This is a genomic window from Desulfurobacterium crinifex, from assembly GCF_054656775.1.
Genome location: NZ_BAAHXO010000004.1, coordinates 1,277,202 through 1,294,703, shown reverse-complemented (window position 1 = coordinate 1,294,703; position 17,502 = coordinate 1,277,202). Strand labels below are relative to the sequence as shown.

The window sequence follows — 17,502 nt, the reverse complement described above, 5'->3', positions numbered from 1 at the left end:
AATGAATTAGGATTTTATGAGTGGGAATTATAATTATAGAATCACAATCCAAAATGGAGGTTTGAAGTTGGAAAAGTTCTACGTTACAACACCAATTTACTACGTCAACGATAAGCCACACTTAGGGCATGCATATACAACAACTGCTGCAGATATCATTGCAAGGTTTAACAAATTCTTAGGAAGGGATGTTTTCTTTTTAACAGGAACAGATGAACACGGGCAGAAGATTCAGCAGGCTGCCGAAAAGAGGGGAATGACTCCAAAGGAGTTTGTGGATACTCTTGTCCCGAAGTTTAAGGAGCTCTGGGAGAAGCTCAACATTTCCTATGACCACTTTATAAGGACAACAGACCCTGAACACATAAAAGCTGTTCAATACATCTTCAAGAAATGTTACGAAAACGGAGATATTTATCTTGGAGAGTATGAAGGCTGGTACTGTATCCCTTGTGAAACCTACTACACAGAAAAGGATCTTCTTGAAGGTAAACTTTGTCCAATGTGTAAAAGGGAAGTTGTAAGAGTCAAAGAGGAGAGTTATTTCTTCAGGCTCAGCAAGTATCAGGACAAACTTCTGGAACTCTACGAGAAGAATCCAGATTTTATAGCTCCCGACTTTAGAAGAAACGAAATCGTTAACTTTGTGAAGCAGGGACTTAAAGACCTATCTATCAGCCGAACAAGTTTTACATGGGGAATTCCTGTTCCGATTAACGAAAAACACGTCATTTATGTCTGGTTTGACGCCCTTACAAACTATCTGACAGCAGTTGGTTATCCAGAGGATACAGAGAGATTAAATCACTACTGGCCTGCAGATCTTCATCTTGTTGGAAAGGATATCCTCAGATTCCACACAGTCTATTGGCCTGCTTTCTTAATGTCTGCCGGACTTGAAGTTCCGAAGAGAGTGTTTGCCCATGGCTGGTGGACTGTCAACGGCGAGAAGATGAGTAAATCCAAAGGAAACGTTGTTGATCCATTTGAACTTGTTGAGAAGTTTGGTGTTGATCAGGTAAGGTTTTTCCTCTTTAGAGAGGTTTCCTTCGGACTTGATGGAGACTTTACCTATGAAAAGCTTGTTGCAAGGATAAACGGAGAGTTAGCAAACGATCTCGGAAACCTCTTTAATAGAACTCTTTCAATGCTCAAGAAGTACAAAAGTAGCATTGTGCCGGAGCCAAAAGGCGTTGAAGATGAACTGGATGTTAAACTGAAAAACAAAGCCCTTGCAACCGTTTCAAAACTAAATGAGCTCATACCAAAAGCAGAACTTACAAAAGCTCTCGACGAAATCTGGCAGTTCGTCTCTTTCGTAAACTTCTACATTGACAGAAGAGCTCCCTGGTCACTGAACAAAGAAGGAAAAGAAGAGCTCGATAGAGTTCTCTATAACATGGTTGAGGCGTTAAGGTTCATAACTGCTTTTGTGTATCCTTACATGCCTTCTTCTGCTGAAAAGATGGCTGAGATGTTGAAACTCGGTAAAAAGGCTGAAGATTTGAGGATTTCAGAATTTGAAGAGTGGGGTGGAATAAAGCCAGGAATTGAGCTCGAGAAGGGAGGTATTCTCTTCCCAAGGGTTGAGTACAATCCAGAGACTGGAGAGGTTTCAATAGCTAAGACAAAGAAAGGCAAATAAATGGTTTGAGGGGGATTTATCCCCCCTTTTTCTGTTACCACTCCAAGTCAAACCTTAAACCTTCGTAATAAGAGTTATTATTCCCTACTGTTCCGACCAGAGAAAGCTTACAGAATCTCCCAGGTTTTAACGATATGACAATCCCTCCTTCTTCACCTACATAACTACCAGAAAACCGCAAAAGTCTATCGTAGAGGAGCTTAATTTCCGGTTTTAGCCTATCGATTCGTTTTAGTCCTGTTTTTAATTCCCTCGAGACAGTCAGTTTGGCAAATCGGACATCACTTTCCCCAGGTCTATAGATGTAGCTATCATCTCTATGGTATTCTCTTAGACCAAAAGTGCGAAAGGCTTTTGAATAAACCCTATAAAGTCCATAAAACCTTAGTCTATAAATATTAAATTTCCCTGAAATGAAACTTCCCCAGCTATTATCGGTTTCTGTTCCATATTCTTTCAAATAACCAAATTTCATATTTTTGCCCGTATAACCGAAGGAGTAAATCGAGTTAAATTCGCTCCTGTTGGTCCTATAAAGGTAAGAGAACACAAAATCCTTATAAGGAACTGTCAGGTAGAGGTAGTGAAACTTTGAGCTTCCTTTTAAAGTTTCTCCGTGCTGCTCGAAGAAATAGCCTCCAGAAACTATTCTGCTAAAAGAAATCCCAGTCAAGTTTTCAGAGACAAAACCTAAGATTGTTAAATTTTGAAGACCAAGAATTAGATTTTCCCTGCTATAACTTACTTCCTCAAAGTGCCACAGCTTTCCATGGTTCTTGCTGTACTTGAAATTGTCTGCTGTATTTCCCCAAACAACATAGTCAATCTTTGAGTCCTTTCCTGTTGAAACCTTCAGTTTCAAGTTGTCAGATTCCAAAGTTAGCTTGTAAGTTGAGTGCCAAAAGCCAACGTGTCTTGCTTCTTCCCACCCTTCATAACCGTTCTGGGGTCGATAAAACCTTTTAGAAAAGTTCCCATATTCACCAAGGATGTTAAAGTAATTTTTAACTCCTATATTAAAGCTGTTACTGTTATATCTAAGAGGAGACGAAATGCCCCACCTATAGCCACCGTAAAAGAGATATGCTCCACTCTTTCCAACAGCAGTCTGGAGAAACAGAGAACCTTTAAAGAGAGGATAATCAACTTCCCCTCCCACTTCGTTACCTATCAGTTTACCGTTTGAGTTTTCTAAGTGAAGTCCATAAATCTTGAAATTAAACCGGTTAAGTGAAAAACCATAAGAAGCTTTTAGAAACTGAACATCAGAAAATGAAGGTCTGTATAAAAGACCAATCTTTCTTAACCCTTCTCCAAAACCGTAAGAGGTAAAGTTCTTATCACTATAACCACCAGAAAGTGAAAAATTACCGTAGTCAAGTTTGGCATATATGGCAGGATTGCCATTTTCAAGAGCTCCAGAAAGGAAAAAAGAAAGATTTTCATTTAATTGATAGGATAATGTTCCTAAAACAGCATTTTTGTTTATACCACTACTATTCCCCATTGCATCAGAAATCCTTAAAACGGAAAGGTTAAATGTGTAGGAATCTTCCTTTAGCTCAAAGGTAGGACCAAAAACATCTACGTCATCTTCTTCTTCACTGTTAAATAGAAGGTAATTTCCTTCATACCCTGCAATCTGGTTCCACGTAAACGATAGAGAGTTATTCAACTTGTACGTAAACTTTCCACCCCAGAGATAGTCGTAGAGCAGTGGAAAAAAGTTAAACTGCTGCTTTCCAGCGGTTAAGGTTAGCTTTTCCAGAATGAAGTGCTGCTTTTCAAGGTAGAGTTCTTTTACATTAAAAGTTTTAATACCGCCACTAAACAACTTATCCTCTTCTGAAGAAAAGAGAGAAATGTAGGGAGATTTTGTGTTTCCAGAGGTTATGGAAAGTTTAAATTTTGCAGTGTTTTTTATGGTAAAGAGGTTTTCTATATCCAACTTGTAAATTAGACTGCTCTTTTTTTCATTCCATCTCTCATATCCCGATTCTCTTCTATAATTCCCTTTAAAGTTACCAGTGATAAATCCTGTCTCTCCTTGAAATTTAAAGTCTGTATTAGAACTTTCTGCATGGGTAGGAATGAAAAAGAGAAGAGCAGGGACAATGAAAATAATTCTTGATTTCATTTGTCCTCCGGAATAGCTTGGACTCTATTCAAATTCTACAATAAAGTGATGGAGTTGAAATGAAGATTGTGGGTCACGTATCAGGCAGAGAACTGGTTAAGGGATTTGACACCGCCAGAAGGATAATTGAGTTCGGCATTGGAGTAGAACTCCAGCTAACATCTAAAATCCTTGACTCTTTTAACTTAAAAGAGTATGGGAAATTGCGAAAGTTAGCAGGAACAAAACCTATAACAGTTCATGGTCCTTTTTTGGATCTGAATCCAGGAGCTACTGACAGTTACATTCTGGAAGCTACAAGGAAAAGATTCGAGGAAACTCTTATTGCAGCAAAGGTATTAGAGGCTGAAACTATTGTTTTCCATACAGGTTTCCACCCGGCTAAAACTTACCCAATTTACGATACGTGGCTTAAAACTGCCGTTGAAACATTTAAATACGTAGCAGAAAGAACTCACTGCAGAATTGCACTTGAAAATGTCTTTGATGAAGTTCCAGACCACCTTGAAAGACTTCTTGAGCAACTTCCCGAAAACGTTGGAGTGTGCATAGACATCGGGCATCTCAACCTCTTTTCGAAAGAGCCTTTAGAAGTCTGGATTGAGAAATTCAGAGATAGAATTTTTGAGTTTCATGTCCACGATAACAGTGGAGAAAATGATGAACACGGGAAGATAGGAAGCGGAACTTTTGATTTTGACAGTTTCTTTAAACTGTTAAAAAAGATTCCTGATAACTATATATTTAACCTTGAGAATAAAAGACCTGAAGATGTAGAAGAGAGTTTAAAAGTAGTAAGGAGGATGATGAATGATCAGAGAAATACGAATCTACCCAGATGAAGTTTTAAAGAAAAAAGCTGAAACCGTAACAGATTTTAACGAAGAGATCAGACAGATCGTTAACGACATGTTTGAAACAATGTACAAAAGGGGTGGCGTCGGGCTTGCCGCAAATCAGGTGGGAATTTTAAAGAGGATAGTTGTCATCGACCTACACTCTGGGAAGGAGAATCAGGGAAAAGAACAGATTGTTCTTATAAACCCTGAGATAATTGCCCTTGAAGGAGAAGAGGTAAAAGAGGAAGGATGCCTCTCCCTCCCTGGACTCTACAAGAAGGTAAAGAGAGCTGCATACGCAAAGGTTAAGGCTCAGAACCTTGATGGTGAAGAGTTCACAATAGAGGGAGAAGGACTCCTTGCAAGAGCATTTCAGCATGAAATTGACCATCTTAACGGAATTGTCTTTATAGACAGGCTTTCACCACTCCAGAAGAGGCTTGCACTTGAAAAGTACAAAAAACTTAAAAGAAGCTATGAAAGGAAAATGGCAGTGAAGAAGTAACCGAACGAGGAGGGAGAGATGAGGGTAACAACAGCGGAGGAGATGAGAAATCTTGATAAGGAAACTATTGAAGTTCTTGGGATACCAGGCATTGTCCTGATGGAGAACGCTGCAAGGGGTGTCGTATCTGTAATTTACGATAAAGTCAAGGGGAATTCTGTAGTTGTTGTATGCGGTAAAGGCAACAATGGTGGAGATGGATTAGCAATAGCGAGAAATCTCTATAATCTGGGATACGATGTTGAAGTTATCCTGACTGCTGAGATAGAGGAACTTAAGGGAGATGCGAGAACGAATGCAGAAATTCTTTCAAGGCTTCCAGTCCCAGTTCACGTTGTAAAGGATTCCACAAGGCTTGTTGAAGTTTACTCTCTTCTGAAAGAGGCAGATTTTATAGTTGACGCCATATTTGGAACGGGTCTTTCAAAACCTGTTGAGGGCTTTTATAGAGATCTGATTGAAGTGATAAACAAAGCAAATAAGACTGTTGTCTCTGTTGACATTCCATCGGGACTCTCTTCAGATACTGGAGAGATAATAGGCACTCACATTATAGCTAATATCACGGTTACCTTTGGTTTCCCAAAGATTGCCCACATACTGCCTCCTGCCTGCTACTATGTCGGGGAGCTATTTGTTGTCGATATCTCAATTCCAGAGGATATCCCGTTCCTGCTCGGTCCTCAGAGGTACATACTGACTTTTGATGAAGTCGCTTTTACCTATCCAATCAGGGAGATAATGAGCCATAAGTACACCTATGGCCACGTTGCAGTTATTGGAGGTTCGGCTGGAAAAACAGGAGCTCCCTGTATGAGTGCGGAAGCTGCTTTAAGGACAGGTGCTGGACTTTCAACGGTCATAGTCCCAGCCTCACTTAACACAATATTCGAAGTTAAATTGACAGAAACCATGTCAATTCCTGTTTCTGATGCCGGTAGAGGATACTTTGGAATAGACACTCTCGACAGAGTTGTTGAAACCGTTGAAAAAGGAAAGTTCTCAGCAGTTATTCTGGGACCAGGTCTTGGAAACGAACCAGAAACCTTTGAATTCGCCCGCAAAGTTGTAAAGGAAGTAACCAAACCCCTCGTAATTGACGCAGACGGTATTAACGCTATTGCTGAAAATCCTGAGATACTTAAAGCTAAAGAGCAAGAGATAGTCATTACTCCCCACATTGGAGAGTTTTCAAGACTTACAGGACTTTCAAAGGAAGAGATACTCAAATCTCCACATGAAAAAGCAAAGGAGTTTGCCCAAAAGTTCGGTGTAACAGTTGTCCTCAAAAGCGGAAGAACCGTTGTAGCGACACCAGATGGAAAGGTTTACATAAACGTTATAGGAAATCCTGGAATGGCTACAGCGGGAACGGGAGACGTTCTTTCCGGGATTATTGGAGCTCTTCTTGGAATGGGAGTAGAGGCTGAGGATGCAGCCAAATTTGGAGTATTCTTGCACGCCTTAGCTGGAGACATCGGAGCTCAAGAATTAAGTCAGGAATCACTGAAAGCTTGTGACATTATAGATTTTCTTCCCGAAGCAGTTAAGAAAATAAAGGAAAGAGAGATTAATCCTACAAAGCACAGAGAACCTTTTGTAACAAATATTAGAGAGATAGTAGGTGTTTAGAAAAGTCTTTAAGATTCTCCTTCTCTTTGTAGGAATCATTCTTATAGGTTACTTTGGAATTAGCTTTATCTCCTCCTTTTCGGGGGAGTTCTACCTCAACAATCCCGTTTTTCACATTCTTTTTATCTTTATACTGATACTGCTGACAGTTCTCTTTGCAATTTTCATCAGGAATCTGGTTCTCTTCTTTTTTCCCCACTTTAAAACAAACTTGAGGCTTAAAATTTTCACCGCTTTTGTTCTCTTAATTTTGGGACCTGCACTTTTTACAATTTTCCTCTCAAGTGGTGTTGTAAACAAAGGTCTTGATAGGCTTTTGAGAATTCAGGTAAAGAGAATTGTGGGAATCTCAGAAGAGACTTCAGATCAGTTTATCAAATTCATAGCAGATGACCTGAAGAGGAAGATTAATCAGCTTTCCCATAGGAGAGTCACGTCTCATACACTGAAAGTTTACGGAATAGATGGATTTCTTAGAGCCAATGGAAAAATAGTCAGGGTTGGAAATATACCAATTTCTAAAGAGGAGATAAAGGCTTTAAGGAAATTTAATAGTTACTCCTACATAGATAAGAAAAGCAAAGAGATAATTGTCTGTCAGAAAAATTCAAATCATATCTACTGTGTTTCAAAAGAACTACCAGAAACTTTAGTGAAGAACATTACAAAAATAAAAGAGCTCCACACCAATTATGAAACACTTGTAACCTATCAGATTCCAATAAAAACTCTCTACACTTTAGCCTTTGGAATGATGGGACTTGCTGTCCTTTTCGGAGCTCTATGGTTTGCAAGGTACTTTGAAAAGAGAATAACAATTCCTATTGAGGCTCTCTATAGAGCAACTCAGAAGATCTCTAAGGGCGATCTTAACGTAAAGGTGGAGGAAGAAGCTTCAGACGAACTCAAACACGTTATAACAGCATTCAACTATATGGTCGAGCAATTGAGAGCTCTCAAACGATCCCTTGAAGAGAGCCGCCGATATATGGAGAAAATCCTCAACAATATCTCTCCAGCTATCATAACGTTTAACCATGAAGGAGTTATAGTTTCGTGCAACCAGTCGGCAAAGAGACTTTTCGGACTCCCCAACAAGAACAAAGGGAATTCCGTCTGGAATCTCCTTTCCCAATATCCGGAACTCAAAAAAGTAGTGGAACAGATGATAGAGTCTGGAATCAGGAAGACGGAAGTCAGAGAGGAAATAGGTGGCAGTGAAAAGTTCCTTGCAGTTGAACTTATAGTCTCTCCTGAAATTTCTGATAGAATCCTAATTGTGGAGGACGTTACGGACTTAGTTAAAGCTCAGAAAGCTCAGGCGTGGAAAGAGGTGGCAAGGAGAATTGCCCATGAAATCAAAAATCCACTTACCCCGATTACGTTAAACGCTGAGAGGATAAGACGGCAGTTCAAGAAAAGGAACCCTCAAATTGAGGAAATTATTGATAAAGCTGTAGATTCCATACTTGCCGAAGTAGAGGTTATAAAGCGTCTTATAGATGAGTTCAGAAGATTTGCAAGACTACCTCTTCCTGAAAAGAAGATTACAAATATCAATGAACTGATAAGAAGCACAATTGAACCTTATGAAAACAAGATCAAAATAAACTTCAATCTCGAAGACATTCCCCAGATTCCTGTTGACAGAAGTCTTATGAGGGAAGTTTTCACAAATCTTATAGATAACAGCATTGAAGCAGGAGCTACTGAATTTAACGTTTCCACAACAACCAAGGATGGTAAGGTTTTTATTGTATTCAGAGATAACGGACCCGGAATTCCTGAGGAGATAGCGGACAAGCTCTTTGTTCCTTATGTCTCTACAAAAGAAGAAGGTTGGGGACTGGGACTATCGATAGTCAAGAAGATAGTTGAAGATCACGGAGGGAAGATCTACACAGTTGATAGAAATACCTTTGTTATTGAGCTTCCAGTTTAGTAATTTAGCTTAATCATTTCAACTTTCAGAGCCTCTTTTTCAAAATCTGCTAACTCTTCTTCTAAAAAAACATCTCTCTCAACAAAATTTGCAAATATAACGTATATTTTAGAATATTCCTTTGACGGTGACTTACGAAGGATTCTACCCATTCTTTGTATCCATTGTCTCACACTGCTTGTACCAGCCACAATGATTCCTGTTTCCGCTGCAGGTACATCAAATCCTTCATCTAAAGCCTTACATGTTACGAGGATATTTATTTCTCCATCTTTGAACTTAGATATACTATCTAATCTATCCTTTAGATTCATTTCAGAATGATAGACACCAACGGAGAAATTGTTTTTCCTCAGGAATGCATAAATATACTCTGCAAACTTTATCCTTTCGTGGAATACAAGTACTTTTTCCGAGCGTAAATTTTCCTTACAAAACAACCACTCTAAAGCATGCAATTTAGAAACTGATTCATGAATTATTGATTTTCTCAGGTTCAATAAACCAATGTATCTTCGGATATTCTCATCACCGGTCCGCACATGAAGCTCATTCAACTTTCGAATAAACTCATCATGAGGTAGCTTTCTTAATTCTGGATAGCACAACTTTAAGAAATTCCTTAACTTTTTAACTTCTTTCGTTAATCGCCTGTATTCCAAAATCTCCGTAGGAGTAAGAGTTACCATTACTTTTATGATCTTGTATGGAGGAATGATACCATCTATCAGAGCATTATTATATGTGTAAGAATAAATTACTCTGCCGAGATTTGGTACAAGTTTCTCTTCAAATCCCCAATCTCCATGACGTTCTGGTGTAGCTGAAAGCCCTAAAGTGTAGGAAAACGGAACTTCAAATATTTTTGAATTTTCCTTACTACCGTATCTATGACATTCATCGGCAATCAAAAATATGTCATTACCCTTATAAAATTTCTCGTAATGCTTTTTTAAACATTCTCTTGCAGAGTTTATAACGTAGATCACTAAGAGTTTATCTTTTACGTTTTCTTTTTCTTTTCCGTAAAATACGCCTATTTTTTCTCTTGGTATATGAAGCTTGTCCGTTATCTCAATTAACCACTGATCAAGGAGGATTGTCGTAGGAACAACGATAATTGTTCTCAGACCTCCATCCCTGTATGCCTCCGAATTAAATAACTCTGAAATAAGAGAAAGAGCAAAAATTGTTTTTCCTGCCCCGGTAACTACTTTAACAATTCCTTTTCCTCCATTTTCCCACCAAGCTTTCTTAGCCTCTTTTTGCCATCTGTAGAGTTCAATTGAAAGCTTCCAAGGGAAATCTATAAGTTTTCCAGAGAAAAATTCCTTTACAACCGATCTACATATACCACAATTAGATCTGTCACATGTTTTTTCAAAGTTCCTTATAGAAGCTAACCTTGTTAATGCTTTTTCCAGATTAGATGTAATCTCTGTGGAAATTTGTTCTGATTTAACAAGTTCCCAACCTGCTTTTTCAAGAAAGAAAGCTGTATCATCGAGTCCAAATGTTTTAGCCCTTCTTGCCAGATGATGGAAGTACCATCCTTCCCAATTGTTGAAATTTATCATGACTGCAAGTTTAATGGTGCAATGAAGTGTTTTAAGTCCTTTTGTTTTACTCTACCAAAGATTGGATAAAGTCTAAACCGCTTATTTTTGTAATTTACCACTGGTTTTTCAGAGTCTTCTATAATCTCAATTTTTCCATCAATAACAATCTGAATTATGTAATAATTTCTTGTTAAGAAATTTGCAGCATCTGTTAAAAGATGCCAGACCTTTCTTGAGAGTCTATCAGGATTTTTCGAACGGTAAAGCATTTCCTCTAAACCATAAACTGCAAAGTCACGAGGTAATTTTTTCTCTCTATAAACCTGTCTTAAGAATTCAACTATGCTCATTCTATCCTTAAAAAGTTCATTTTTACATTCCTTTTTCTCCAATATGTTGAAACCTATATCCATTCCACTCATTTATCCCCCTTTTCAATTCCATCATTTAAACCACTTAGGAAGATATTTTAATAAATCTTCATAAGTTTTATCGTTTTCTATCTCATAAAGAAATTTAAGGGTCTGAATCACAGATTCAGAAGCCCAAAAATTTTTCTCGTCGTCGCTTAAAGATTTTTCAAACTTGATAATCGTGCCTTCTTTCCAGAGATTATACAAATAATGAACTCTATCGATAGCGGAAAGCTCCCTTTTTAATTTTATGATTTCTGCTCTTTCTTTTGGTGTTAGAATTAAAAGCTGATTTCCTTCCTTTTCCACAAGTCCTGATTCTAAAACTTCTTTCATTGGAATATTTCTCATTCTTAGTGCCTTACTTAAAGAATCGTAGGATACACTTGTTTTCCCGGCCATATAGAATAAATACACCGCTGTAACTGTATCCGTTTCTGCTGCTACCTGATTGAAGCGAGTATGCAAAAGTTGGGAATCAACGATCTCTCTTATTGAAGATAAGGCTTCCTCTATAGATATCCTTTTACCTTCCTTGTAAACTTCAGGATAATATTTAGAGTAAAGTTCAAGGCATTTTCCTATGGTTATGACAAATATATCTTCCTGCGTCTGGTTCCTTTTCCTTGATTCCAACCGTTTTATCTCATCCTGAACCTTGAAGTAAATCTCATCTTCTATCTGTGACCAGTGTTTCCTTTCTGGTTTTTCAGTTCTTTTCCTACAAACAATAACCATGTCGTAGCGGACATTTGCTTTCTGGAAGATGTGAGTTGAAGTGCTTTTCTCCGATTGAACAGGATAGATGGCTGAAATGTAAAAGCCAGCATTGAGAACCGATTGTAAAACAGCACCCCATGCTTTTTCTTCCTGATGGTGAAATGTAAAAACCATCAAACCGTTATCTTTTAGTTTTCTATGTGCCTCTTTAAAAATAGCTGTTAAGCTCTCAACAAAGTCTTTTTCGTCCTTACCCTGAACTTTGTTGACGACTGCTTCTGTAGCGTTTGGAACATGCTCACTTCTAAAATGCTCATACTTATCTTTTAAAGCCAACCGAAGCCATGCGTAAAAGAATTCTGAAAGTTCTGAGTACATTACGTTACCATAGTAAGGTGGATCAGTTATAACTGCATCAATTGATTTATCGGGAATATTAAGGAAAGAAGAATCACCACAAGTTATTAGTACATTAGCATTGTTGTCTTTAAAAAGGTTTCCAATCTCTCCTATAATTTGATTTTTCATCGATTTTTCTAAAGTTCTTCCTCCTAAAATATACTTTTCAAAAGGTATTAAGTTGAATCTTTTTCCAGATAAAATCTTACTAAAGATGCTTACAAAGGTTCCGAGACCATACTTACAACCCCACAAATTATTTTCTACAGGATTAATAGAAGGATGATACGCATGTTTACTAAACAATTCTTTGAGCTTGTTCGCAGTTCTATTATACTCACAAAGCATATTTTGATAATTTAAGTCATCTGAGAATGCAACTATCAATAATTCTCTGACGTTTTCATCTATATCTAGTTCTAAAATTGCTTTTAAAAGTTTTCCAAGACTCAAAAGTTGTCTCTCATTAAACATATCTTTCCAATATTTATAACCATGATTCTCTATAAGCCTTGGATATGTTTCCTGTCCTTTGGGAATTTTCGTATCAGGAATGTACTTTCCAAGCCAAATTTCTTCTACACTTTCAAACTCTTCCTTTGCTTTTCCAAAAAGATTTAAATCAAAATCATCAGCCTGCTTATAACTCTTTCTTCCGCAATATGGACAAAAGTATTCAACTGCATAAAGCCTTTCTCTTGGCTTCCCAGTTTTCTTTATCGTTTCCACGATAACGCTTTTTTGTCCACAGCCAGGGTTTGGACAAGTGTAATATTTTCCCTGAACATTTCCACTCTTATCTGGATTAAATTCTTTCTCGCATTTTGGACATTTTGTATTTTTTCTGTAATCATCAACAACAAAAATATTTCCACAATCTGGACAGATTACATGGTAACCTTTCTTGTCTCTTGTTCTTGCAAGCATATAACCTCTAAAAAGCGGAACTTTCGTTCCACAGGCAAGGCAGGGAACTTCCTTTATCCAGAAGTAATACATCGTATCTGCAAAGATGTTTTTTCTTATCCTCATTGGGTTCTCAAACCAGTACTGCTCATAAACTTCCCCTGGGTCATTTGTAATCTTTAACTTCTCAATTACTTCTTTTAAAACGTCCTCGGGCTTTCTATTATGAATCTTTGCGTATTCTTCTAAACAATGCGGACAAACGGTCTTATAATACCTTTTAATTTCATCAGCAACCTGATTTTCCAGTTTCTTAAAAGACTTCTTCAAGTCGTCAATATCAACTGGCTCAACAATCTTTTTGACCAAGAACCATGCAACAGGATTTAAATCCTGAGCAACTACCTTACAGCCTGTTCTCAATGCTTCAACAACGGTAGTTCCTCCACCCATCATAGGCTCTAAAACAACTTTACCACCAAAGTCAACATCTTTCAGATACAAAAGCCATGGATTTTTAAGTTCTTCCTTCGTTACTTTTCGCCATCCACCCTTTACCTCGTCAAAAACCTTCGTGTTTTCATCAACAAGTGTGTAGAGCATAATTGTTCTGAAAACACTTCCAAGTCTCCTTGCCCACCATTTATGAATAAAAAGTACAGGTCTATACTTTTCCTTTGCATGTGCCTCTCTTTCAGCTATCTCGTTAACCTGTTCTATGGGAAAATCTCTTTCAATTGGTTTCATGCTATGCCTTCTTCTCTTAACTTTTCTAAAGCTTTTTCAATTTCGTTATCATGAAAATGGGGTTTTACGGTCCTCATGAGTCTTTTTATTTCAGAGTCGTCATTAGTTAACTTGGCAAAATAAAGAACAGTGCCAAATAATTCCATTTCTCTTACATTCTTTTCTCCAATAAGAGAGAGAACTTTAACTACCTTCTTAACATCTTCATCACTTTCTAAATTCTTTAAATTGCTCAAGAAATTTTTTCCCGCCCCTGTAATCTTAATCTGATAGCCATATCCCTGTGGATTGTAGTCAATACTTATCAATCCAACATCATGAAGATAATCTATATCATTCGCTAATTCTTGAGAAAAGGGTCCGTAAAGATAGAGCCTGTATTTATATCCGAGATTAACCTTTAATCCTTCTTGGAGGATGTAAATACCTTTCTGTAAGAATGTTTTACCTACCGCCTTACCAGTCTTATTTAACAATTCCAATATGGTTGCTAATCTTTCCAGGGTGTTCATTGTATCCTCCTCCTTTCTCTGTCGAGAAACTCTTTAACGTACTGTGATATTTCTTCTCTTTTTTCCGACGATGAATATATACGCCTCTTTTTTATAGGTTTCAAGGACTCAATAAGTTTTGAGACGTCGTGCAAAAGTTTTAGTTCACCGTTTAATAATACTCCTATGTCAGATTTTTCAAATTTATAAGGAGATTTATCCGCTCTGTCGAAATAAAAATCGGTTTCATTAAAATTTTTCTTTAGCTCAGATTCCAACCAGTTCCATAAAACCTCTTCTTGAGGAGAGGGATGATCTGAACTTTCTATATCAATTTTCCTAAAAAAACCTCGCTTGAGGAAAACTCTTTCGAAGTGTGAGTTAGAAATGAACGCCCAACTAATTAAATGATAGTCATTGAATCTTAGATATTTATCAACATCTTCAGGAAAATGTTCTAATCCTTTTGACTGAAGATATTCCTTTATCAACAAGGATAAATGAAAGTCAAAAATTCTACGATTCTTATGATAGTAAACCTCTGTAAACATAAAGTATCTTGCAAGTAAAAACTGCTCAAGTGCATGTATTCCACCTTCTTCCCAATATAAATTACGTTCATCATCATAACACAGAGTTTCTAAGATCCGTTCCAAGTCGAATCTTCCATACATTACACCTAAGAAATACGAATCTCTTAACAGGTAATCCATCCTGTCAATTCCGGCCTGTCCAGTGAGTAAAACAGCAAACAAGTTGTCTAAGGAAGAACTCGGTTTTCCTTTTCCAGTAATGATAAAAACGATTCTTTCGATGGCCTCTTCTCCTAAATCATTTTTGATAAGTTCTGCTATTTCTGTTTCTTCAATGATTTTCTTCCCCATCAGCTCGTGATCGATTCCTTCTCTAAAAAGTCCCATATCCTCACCCACATGAGAGAAAGGAGCATGACCTATATCATGCAATAATGCTGCTAACCTAAATACTTTCTCATCCATTTCACTTATATCTAAACTTTTCAAGAGTTTGAGTCTTTCAATAATCCGCGAAGAAAGTAAAAGAACTCCTAAGGAATGTTCGAATCTTGTATGAATTCCACTCGGGTATACCCATGAAGTTGTCCCAAGCTGGTGAATAAATCGTAGTCTCTGGAATGGAAAAGTTTGAATAATCTTAGCCTCTAAATCATTTAGCTGAATAAAACCATGAATAGGATCTCTGATATTTAACCCCACTTTTCCACCTCCAGCACAGGCACAAAACATTCCATAAGGCTTAAGCCACCATGTATGTAAATACTATATTTCCCGGAAACAGGCCATGAATAACGAGACTTTACTACATAGTAACCATTAAATCCTTTGATATATCCTTCTCTTTCTAAATCTCCATCAACTTCAATTTCGTCCATTCTTATAAATCTTTTACCACCAAACGTCTTCTGGAGTTTTTTCTTCACTATATCTTGAACAGAAAATATGAAGCCTGCTTCAGTTCTTAGGTATCCGTGATCAGAAGTGATGATCAATTTTTTGGTTTTAACTTTTCTCAGAATTTCAAGAATTATTTTTTCAGTGGTTTTATACATTTCTTTAAGAGAAGAAATTACAGTTTGTCCCACCTTTATCTTATCAAGCATTACATCTGGAAAATAAGACCAGATTAATTTTTCATCGCCAGAAAGCCGTATATTTTCTGGATTATTTATGTTTAAAAATTCACTAATAGATTTTCCTATTTTCTCTCTAAAAATCTCTGTATCTGAGGGTAGAGCTGATAGGTTTAAACTATGCTTTACTTTATACCCTTCAATTTCCAATTTCCTATGAAGGAGTATACTTTCTCTTAGACTCATTCCATCCATTACCACAATCACTTCATCTTTGTACATTTGAAAAACGTTTTTTCTATTTAAACAAGCTTTTGCCAACAGATCATAAAATTCCCAGTATGCTTTTAGAATAAATTCTTCAAAATCTTTCGCTTCTTCTTCTCCTTTATAATAATAATCTTCGATACTATTTTCTTTATTGGATGTACTGAACCATATTTCTAAAAGTTTTCCCCCTATAATCGAAACCGGATCTTTACTTTCAATTAGCTCAGCAATAAAAGTATTTTCAATCTTCATCCTCCTCTCTCCAGAGCACTATTTCCGCCGAGATTTCACATTCTTCCTGGGAAGGAAATTGCTTAATAAATTTCATAATTTCCTTCTTTGAAATGTTCTTTCTGAATTTGTACTTAATAGAAATTTCCTCGAATTCATCTTTTTCGCTCGTTCTAGCTTCTACTTGACTAAGAATTACTCTCGGAGAATTCCCTCCAAGAGATAACTTTTTTCTGTTTCTTCTGTTTACTTCTTGTGGCTCAACAAAAACACTGTGATCTTCTGGGTTATTAGTTTCAGAATCTAACTTGGGTAGAACAGAGTATAGATTTTCATCCTCTTCTTTTTCAACTTCAGGTGCATATTTCGGATGAATGATAACGTAAGATGGTTCTATACTTCTTGGTGATTCGTCGATGTACCACTTACCCCTTTCACCTTGAATTATTATTCTTTTATCTTTGTGTAAGTTTCTTATAGCCATATAGATAATTTCTTCATCCAAAATAAAAGGATATCTCCTGAATTTTTTAAAGTTGTTAACAATTTCTTCCACTCTTACACCGCTTGGTTTATCTTTTATTTCATCAACAATGAAATCAGCACACAAATCCGGATCACTATTTGCTTTTTCTCTTATAGAGTTTACATCTGGAGTTATACTAATTGTTCTAAAATGCAGTTCTCCTCCACGATCCACCCACTTTATCATATACCCATAGAAGCCTCTTAACTTATCTGAGATGTTCTTTCTTTCTTCATCAATAATTCTTTTCAGCTTTTCTTTTTCTTCTTTTTCCTTTATCTGACCCGCTAAACTTTCTGCTGCTTTTAATCTCTTCCCTTTTTCGAGTACTTCAAAAGAAAAAACGGAATTTACCTCAGGTAGTATAAGTATATATGTATTCTGCCATATCTTTCCCTTGTAAAACTCATTTAATTTCTTAGCTAGCTCATCTTTCCTTGCTAATGATTCCGTCCATATAATAATCTTGGTTTTGCCATTATCAGGAATTTCTTCAAAACCATAAATAAAAACTCTGTTTTCAAAAACATCTTTTTTGATTATTTCCACAATCTTACTTTTGACACTGTCTTCATCTACCTTTTCTCTTTCTTTTTCAAGCAAAGCATAAATGTTAAGTTCGTGCTTAAATGAATAAATTCCATTCTTCCTATGAAGGTAATAAGGTTTTCCATAGATGTTTTCCAAATCCATTAGTATTGAATTTAAAGTGTGCCCTTCCGTCGGACGAAATACAGACAATAGAACATCTGATTCTGTTGCTCCTTGTTTTTTCTCATTTAATGTAAAAATCAAAATAGTTTTTAATATTTCCTTAGCAAATCCTATATCTTTGACTCTCTCTAAATCAAATCTGTATTTTTCGGTCAACTTTAAATCTATTCCTCTGAATGCGTTCTCATCAATATCAGTTAGTAAAATAAGATCTCTC

Annotated in this window: 13 protein-coding genes; 5 read left to right on the top strand and 8 right to left on the bottom strand. The window is 36.8% G+C overall.

Annotated features, from left to right (window positions below):
- The first annotated feature begins 67 nt into the window (after positions 1–67).
- A complete protein-coding gene (gene metG / locus ACYQ3A_RS08630) occupies positions 68–1,645 on the top strand; it encodes a methionine--tRNA ligase (RefSeq protein WP_459896897.1) in 1,578 nt (525 codons plus the stop codon).
- Positions 1,646–1,679: 34 nt separating this feature from the next.
- Here metG and ACYQ3A_RS08625 read toward each other — a convergent pair whose 3' ends face one another.
- On the bottom strand, positions 1,680–3,782 hold the full coding sequence (locus tag ACYQ3A_RS08625) for a hypothetical protein (protein ID WP_459896896.1): 2,103 nt from the start codon (positions 3,780–3,782) through the stop codon (positions 1,680–1,682).
- 59 nt (positions 3,783–3,841) lie between these two features.
- Between ACYQ3A_RS08625 and ACYQ3A_RS08620 the strand changes: the two genes are divergently transcribed.
- The 4 genes from ACYQ3A_RS08620 to ACYQ3A_RS08605 are packed head-to-tail and all read left to right on the top strand — an operon-like array spanning position 3,842 to position 8,700.
- Positions 3,842–4,624, top strand: a complete 783-nt coding sequence (locus ACYQ3A_RS08620; protein WP_459896895.1) for a sugar phosphate isomerase/epimerase family protein — start codon at positions 3,842–3,844, stop codon at positions 4,622–4,624.
- Positions 4,593–5,126, top strand: coding sequence for a peptide deformylase (gene def, locus ACYQ3A_RS08615; protein WP_459896894.1), 534 nt, complete (start codon positions 4,593–4,595; stop codon positions 5,124–5,126). Before ACYQ3A_RS08620 ends, def begins: the two co-directional genes overlap by 32 nt.
- Positions 5,127–5,144: 18 nt before the next feature.
- Complete coding sequence (locus tag ACYQ3A_RS08610) at positions 5,145–6,758, top strand: NAD(P)H-hydrate dehydratase (RefSeq protein ID WP_459896893.1); 1,614 nt, start codon at positions 5,145–5,147, stop codon at positions 6,756–6,758.
- Positions 6,751–8,700, top strand: a complete 1,950-nt coding sequence (locus tag ACYQ3A_RS08605; RefSeq protein ID WP_459896892.1) for a sensor histidine kinase — start codon at positions 6,751–6,753, stop codon at positions 8,698–8,700. Before ACYQ3A_RS08610 ends, ACYQ3A_RS08605 begins: the two co-directional genes overlap by 8 nt.
- Here the strand turns inward: ACYQ3A_RS08605 and ACYQ3A_RS08600 are convergent.
- Genes ACYQ3A_RS08600 through ACYQ3A_RS08570 form a run of 7 tightly spaced genes read right to left on the bottom strand, consistent with a single transcriptional unit; the run spans position 8,697 to position 17,441 of the window.
- The gene (locus ACYQ3A_RS08600; protein ID WP_459896891.1) at positions 8,697–10,277 is read right to left on the bottom strand and encodes a DEAD/DEAH box helicase; all 1,581 of its coding nucleotides are present in this window, start codon (positions 10,275–10,277) and stop codon (positions 8,697–8,699) included. The genes ACYQ3A_RS08605 and ACYQ3A_RS08600 overlap by 4 nt on opposite strands.
- Positions 10,274–10,681, bottom strand: coding sequence for a DUF8076 family protein (locus ACYQ3A_RS08595; RefSeq protein WP_459896890.1), 408 nt, complete (start codon positions 10,679–10,681; stop codon positions 10,274–10,276). The genes ACYQ3A_RS08600 and ACYQ3A_RS08595 overlap by 4 nt, the downstream gene beginning before the upstream one ends.
- A gap of 21 nt (positions 10,682–10,702) precedes the next feature.
- Positions 10,703–13,444 carry a DUF1156 domain-containing protein gene (locus tag ACYQ3A_RS08590; RefSeq protein WP_459896889.1) on the bottom strand — a complete coding sequence of 914 codons (2,742 nt, stop codon included), beginning with the start codon at positions 13,442–13,444 and terminating at the stop codon, positions 10,703–10,705.
- Positions 13,441–13,956, bottom strand: coding sequence for a hypothetical protein (locus tag ACYQ3A_RS08585; protein WP_459896888.1), 516 nt, complete (start codon positions 13,954–13,956; stop codon positions 13,441–13,443). Before ACYQ3A_RS08585 ends, ACYQ3A_RS08590 begins: the two co-directional genes overlap by 4 nt.
- A complete protein-coding gene (locus ACYQ3A_RS08580) occupies positions 13,953–15,170 on the bottom strand; it encodes an HD domain-containing protein (RefSeq protein ID WP_459896887.1) in 1,218 nt (405 codons plus the stop codon). The genes ACYQ3A_RS08585 and ACYQ3A_RS08580 overlap by 4 nt, the downstream gene beginning before the upstream one ends.
- Positions 15,161–16,066, bottom strand: a complete 906-nt coding sequence (locus tag ACYQ3A_RS08575) for a PglZ domain-containing protein (protein WP_459896886.1) — start codon at positions 16,064–16,066, stop codon at positions 15,161–15,163. Before ACYQ3A_RS08575 ends, ACYQ3A_RS08580 begins: the two co-directional genes overlap by 10 nt.
- Positions 16,056–17,441 (bottom strand): hypothetical protein, encoded by a 1,386-nt coding sequence (locus ACYQ3A_RS08570; RefSeq protein WP_459896885.1) that lies wholly within the window; start codon positions 17,439–17,441, stop codon positions 16,056–16,058. Before ACYQ3A_RS08570 ends, ACYQ3A_RS08575 begins: the two co-directional genes overlap by 11 nt.
- Between the last annotated feature and the right edge of the window lie 61 nt (positions 17,442–17,502).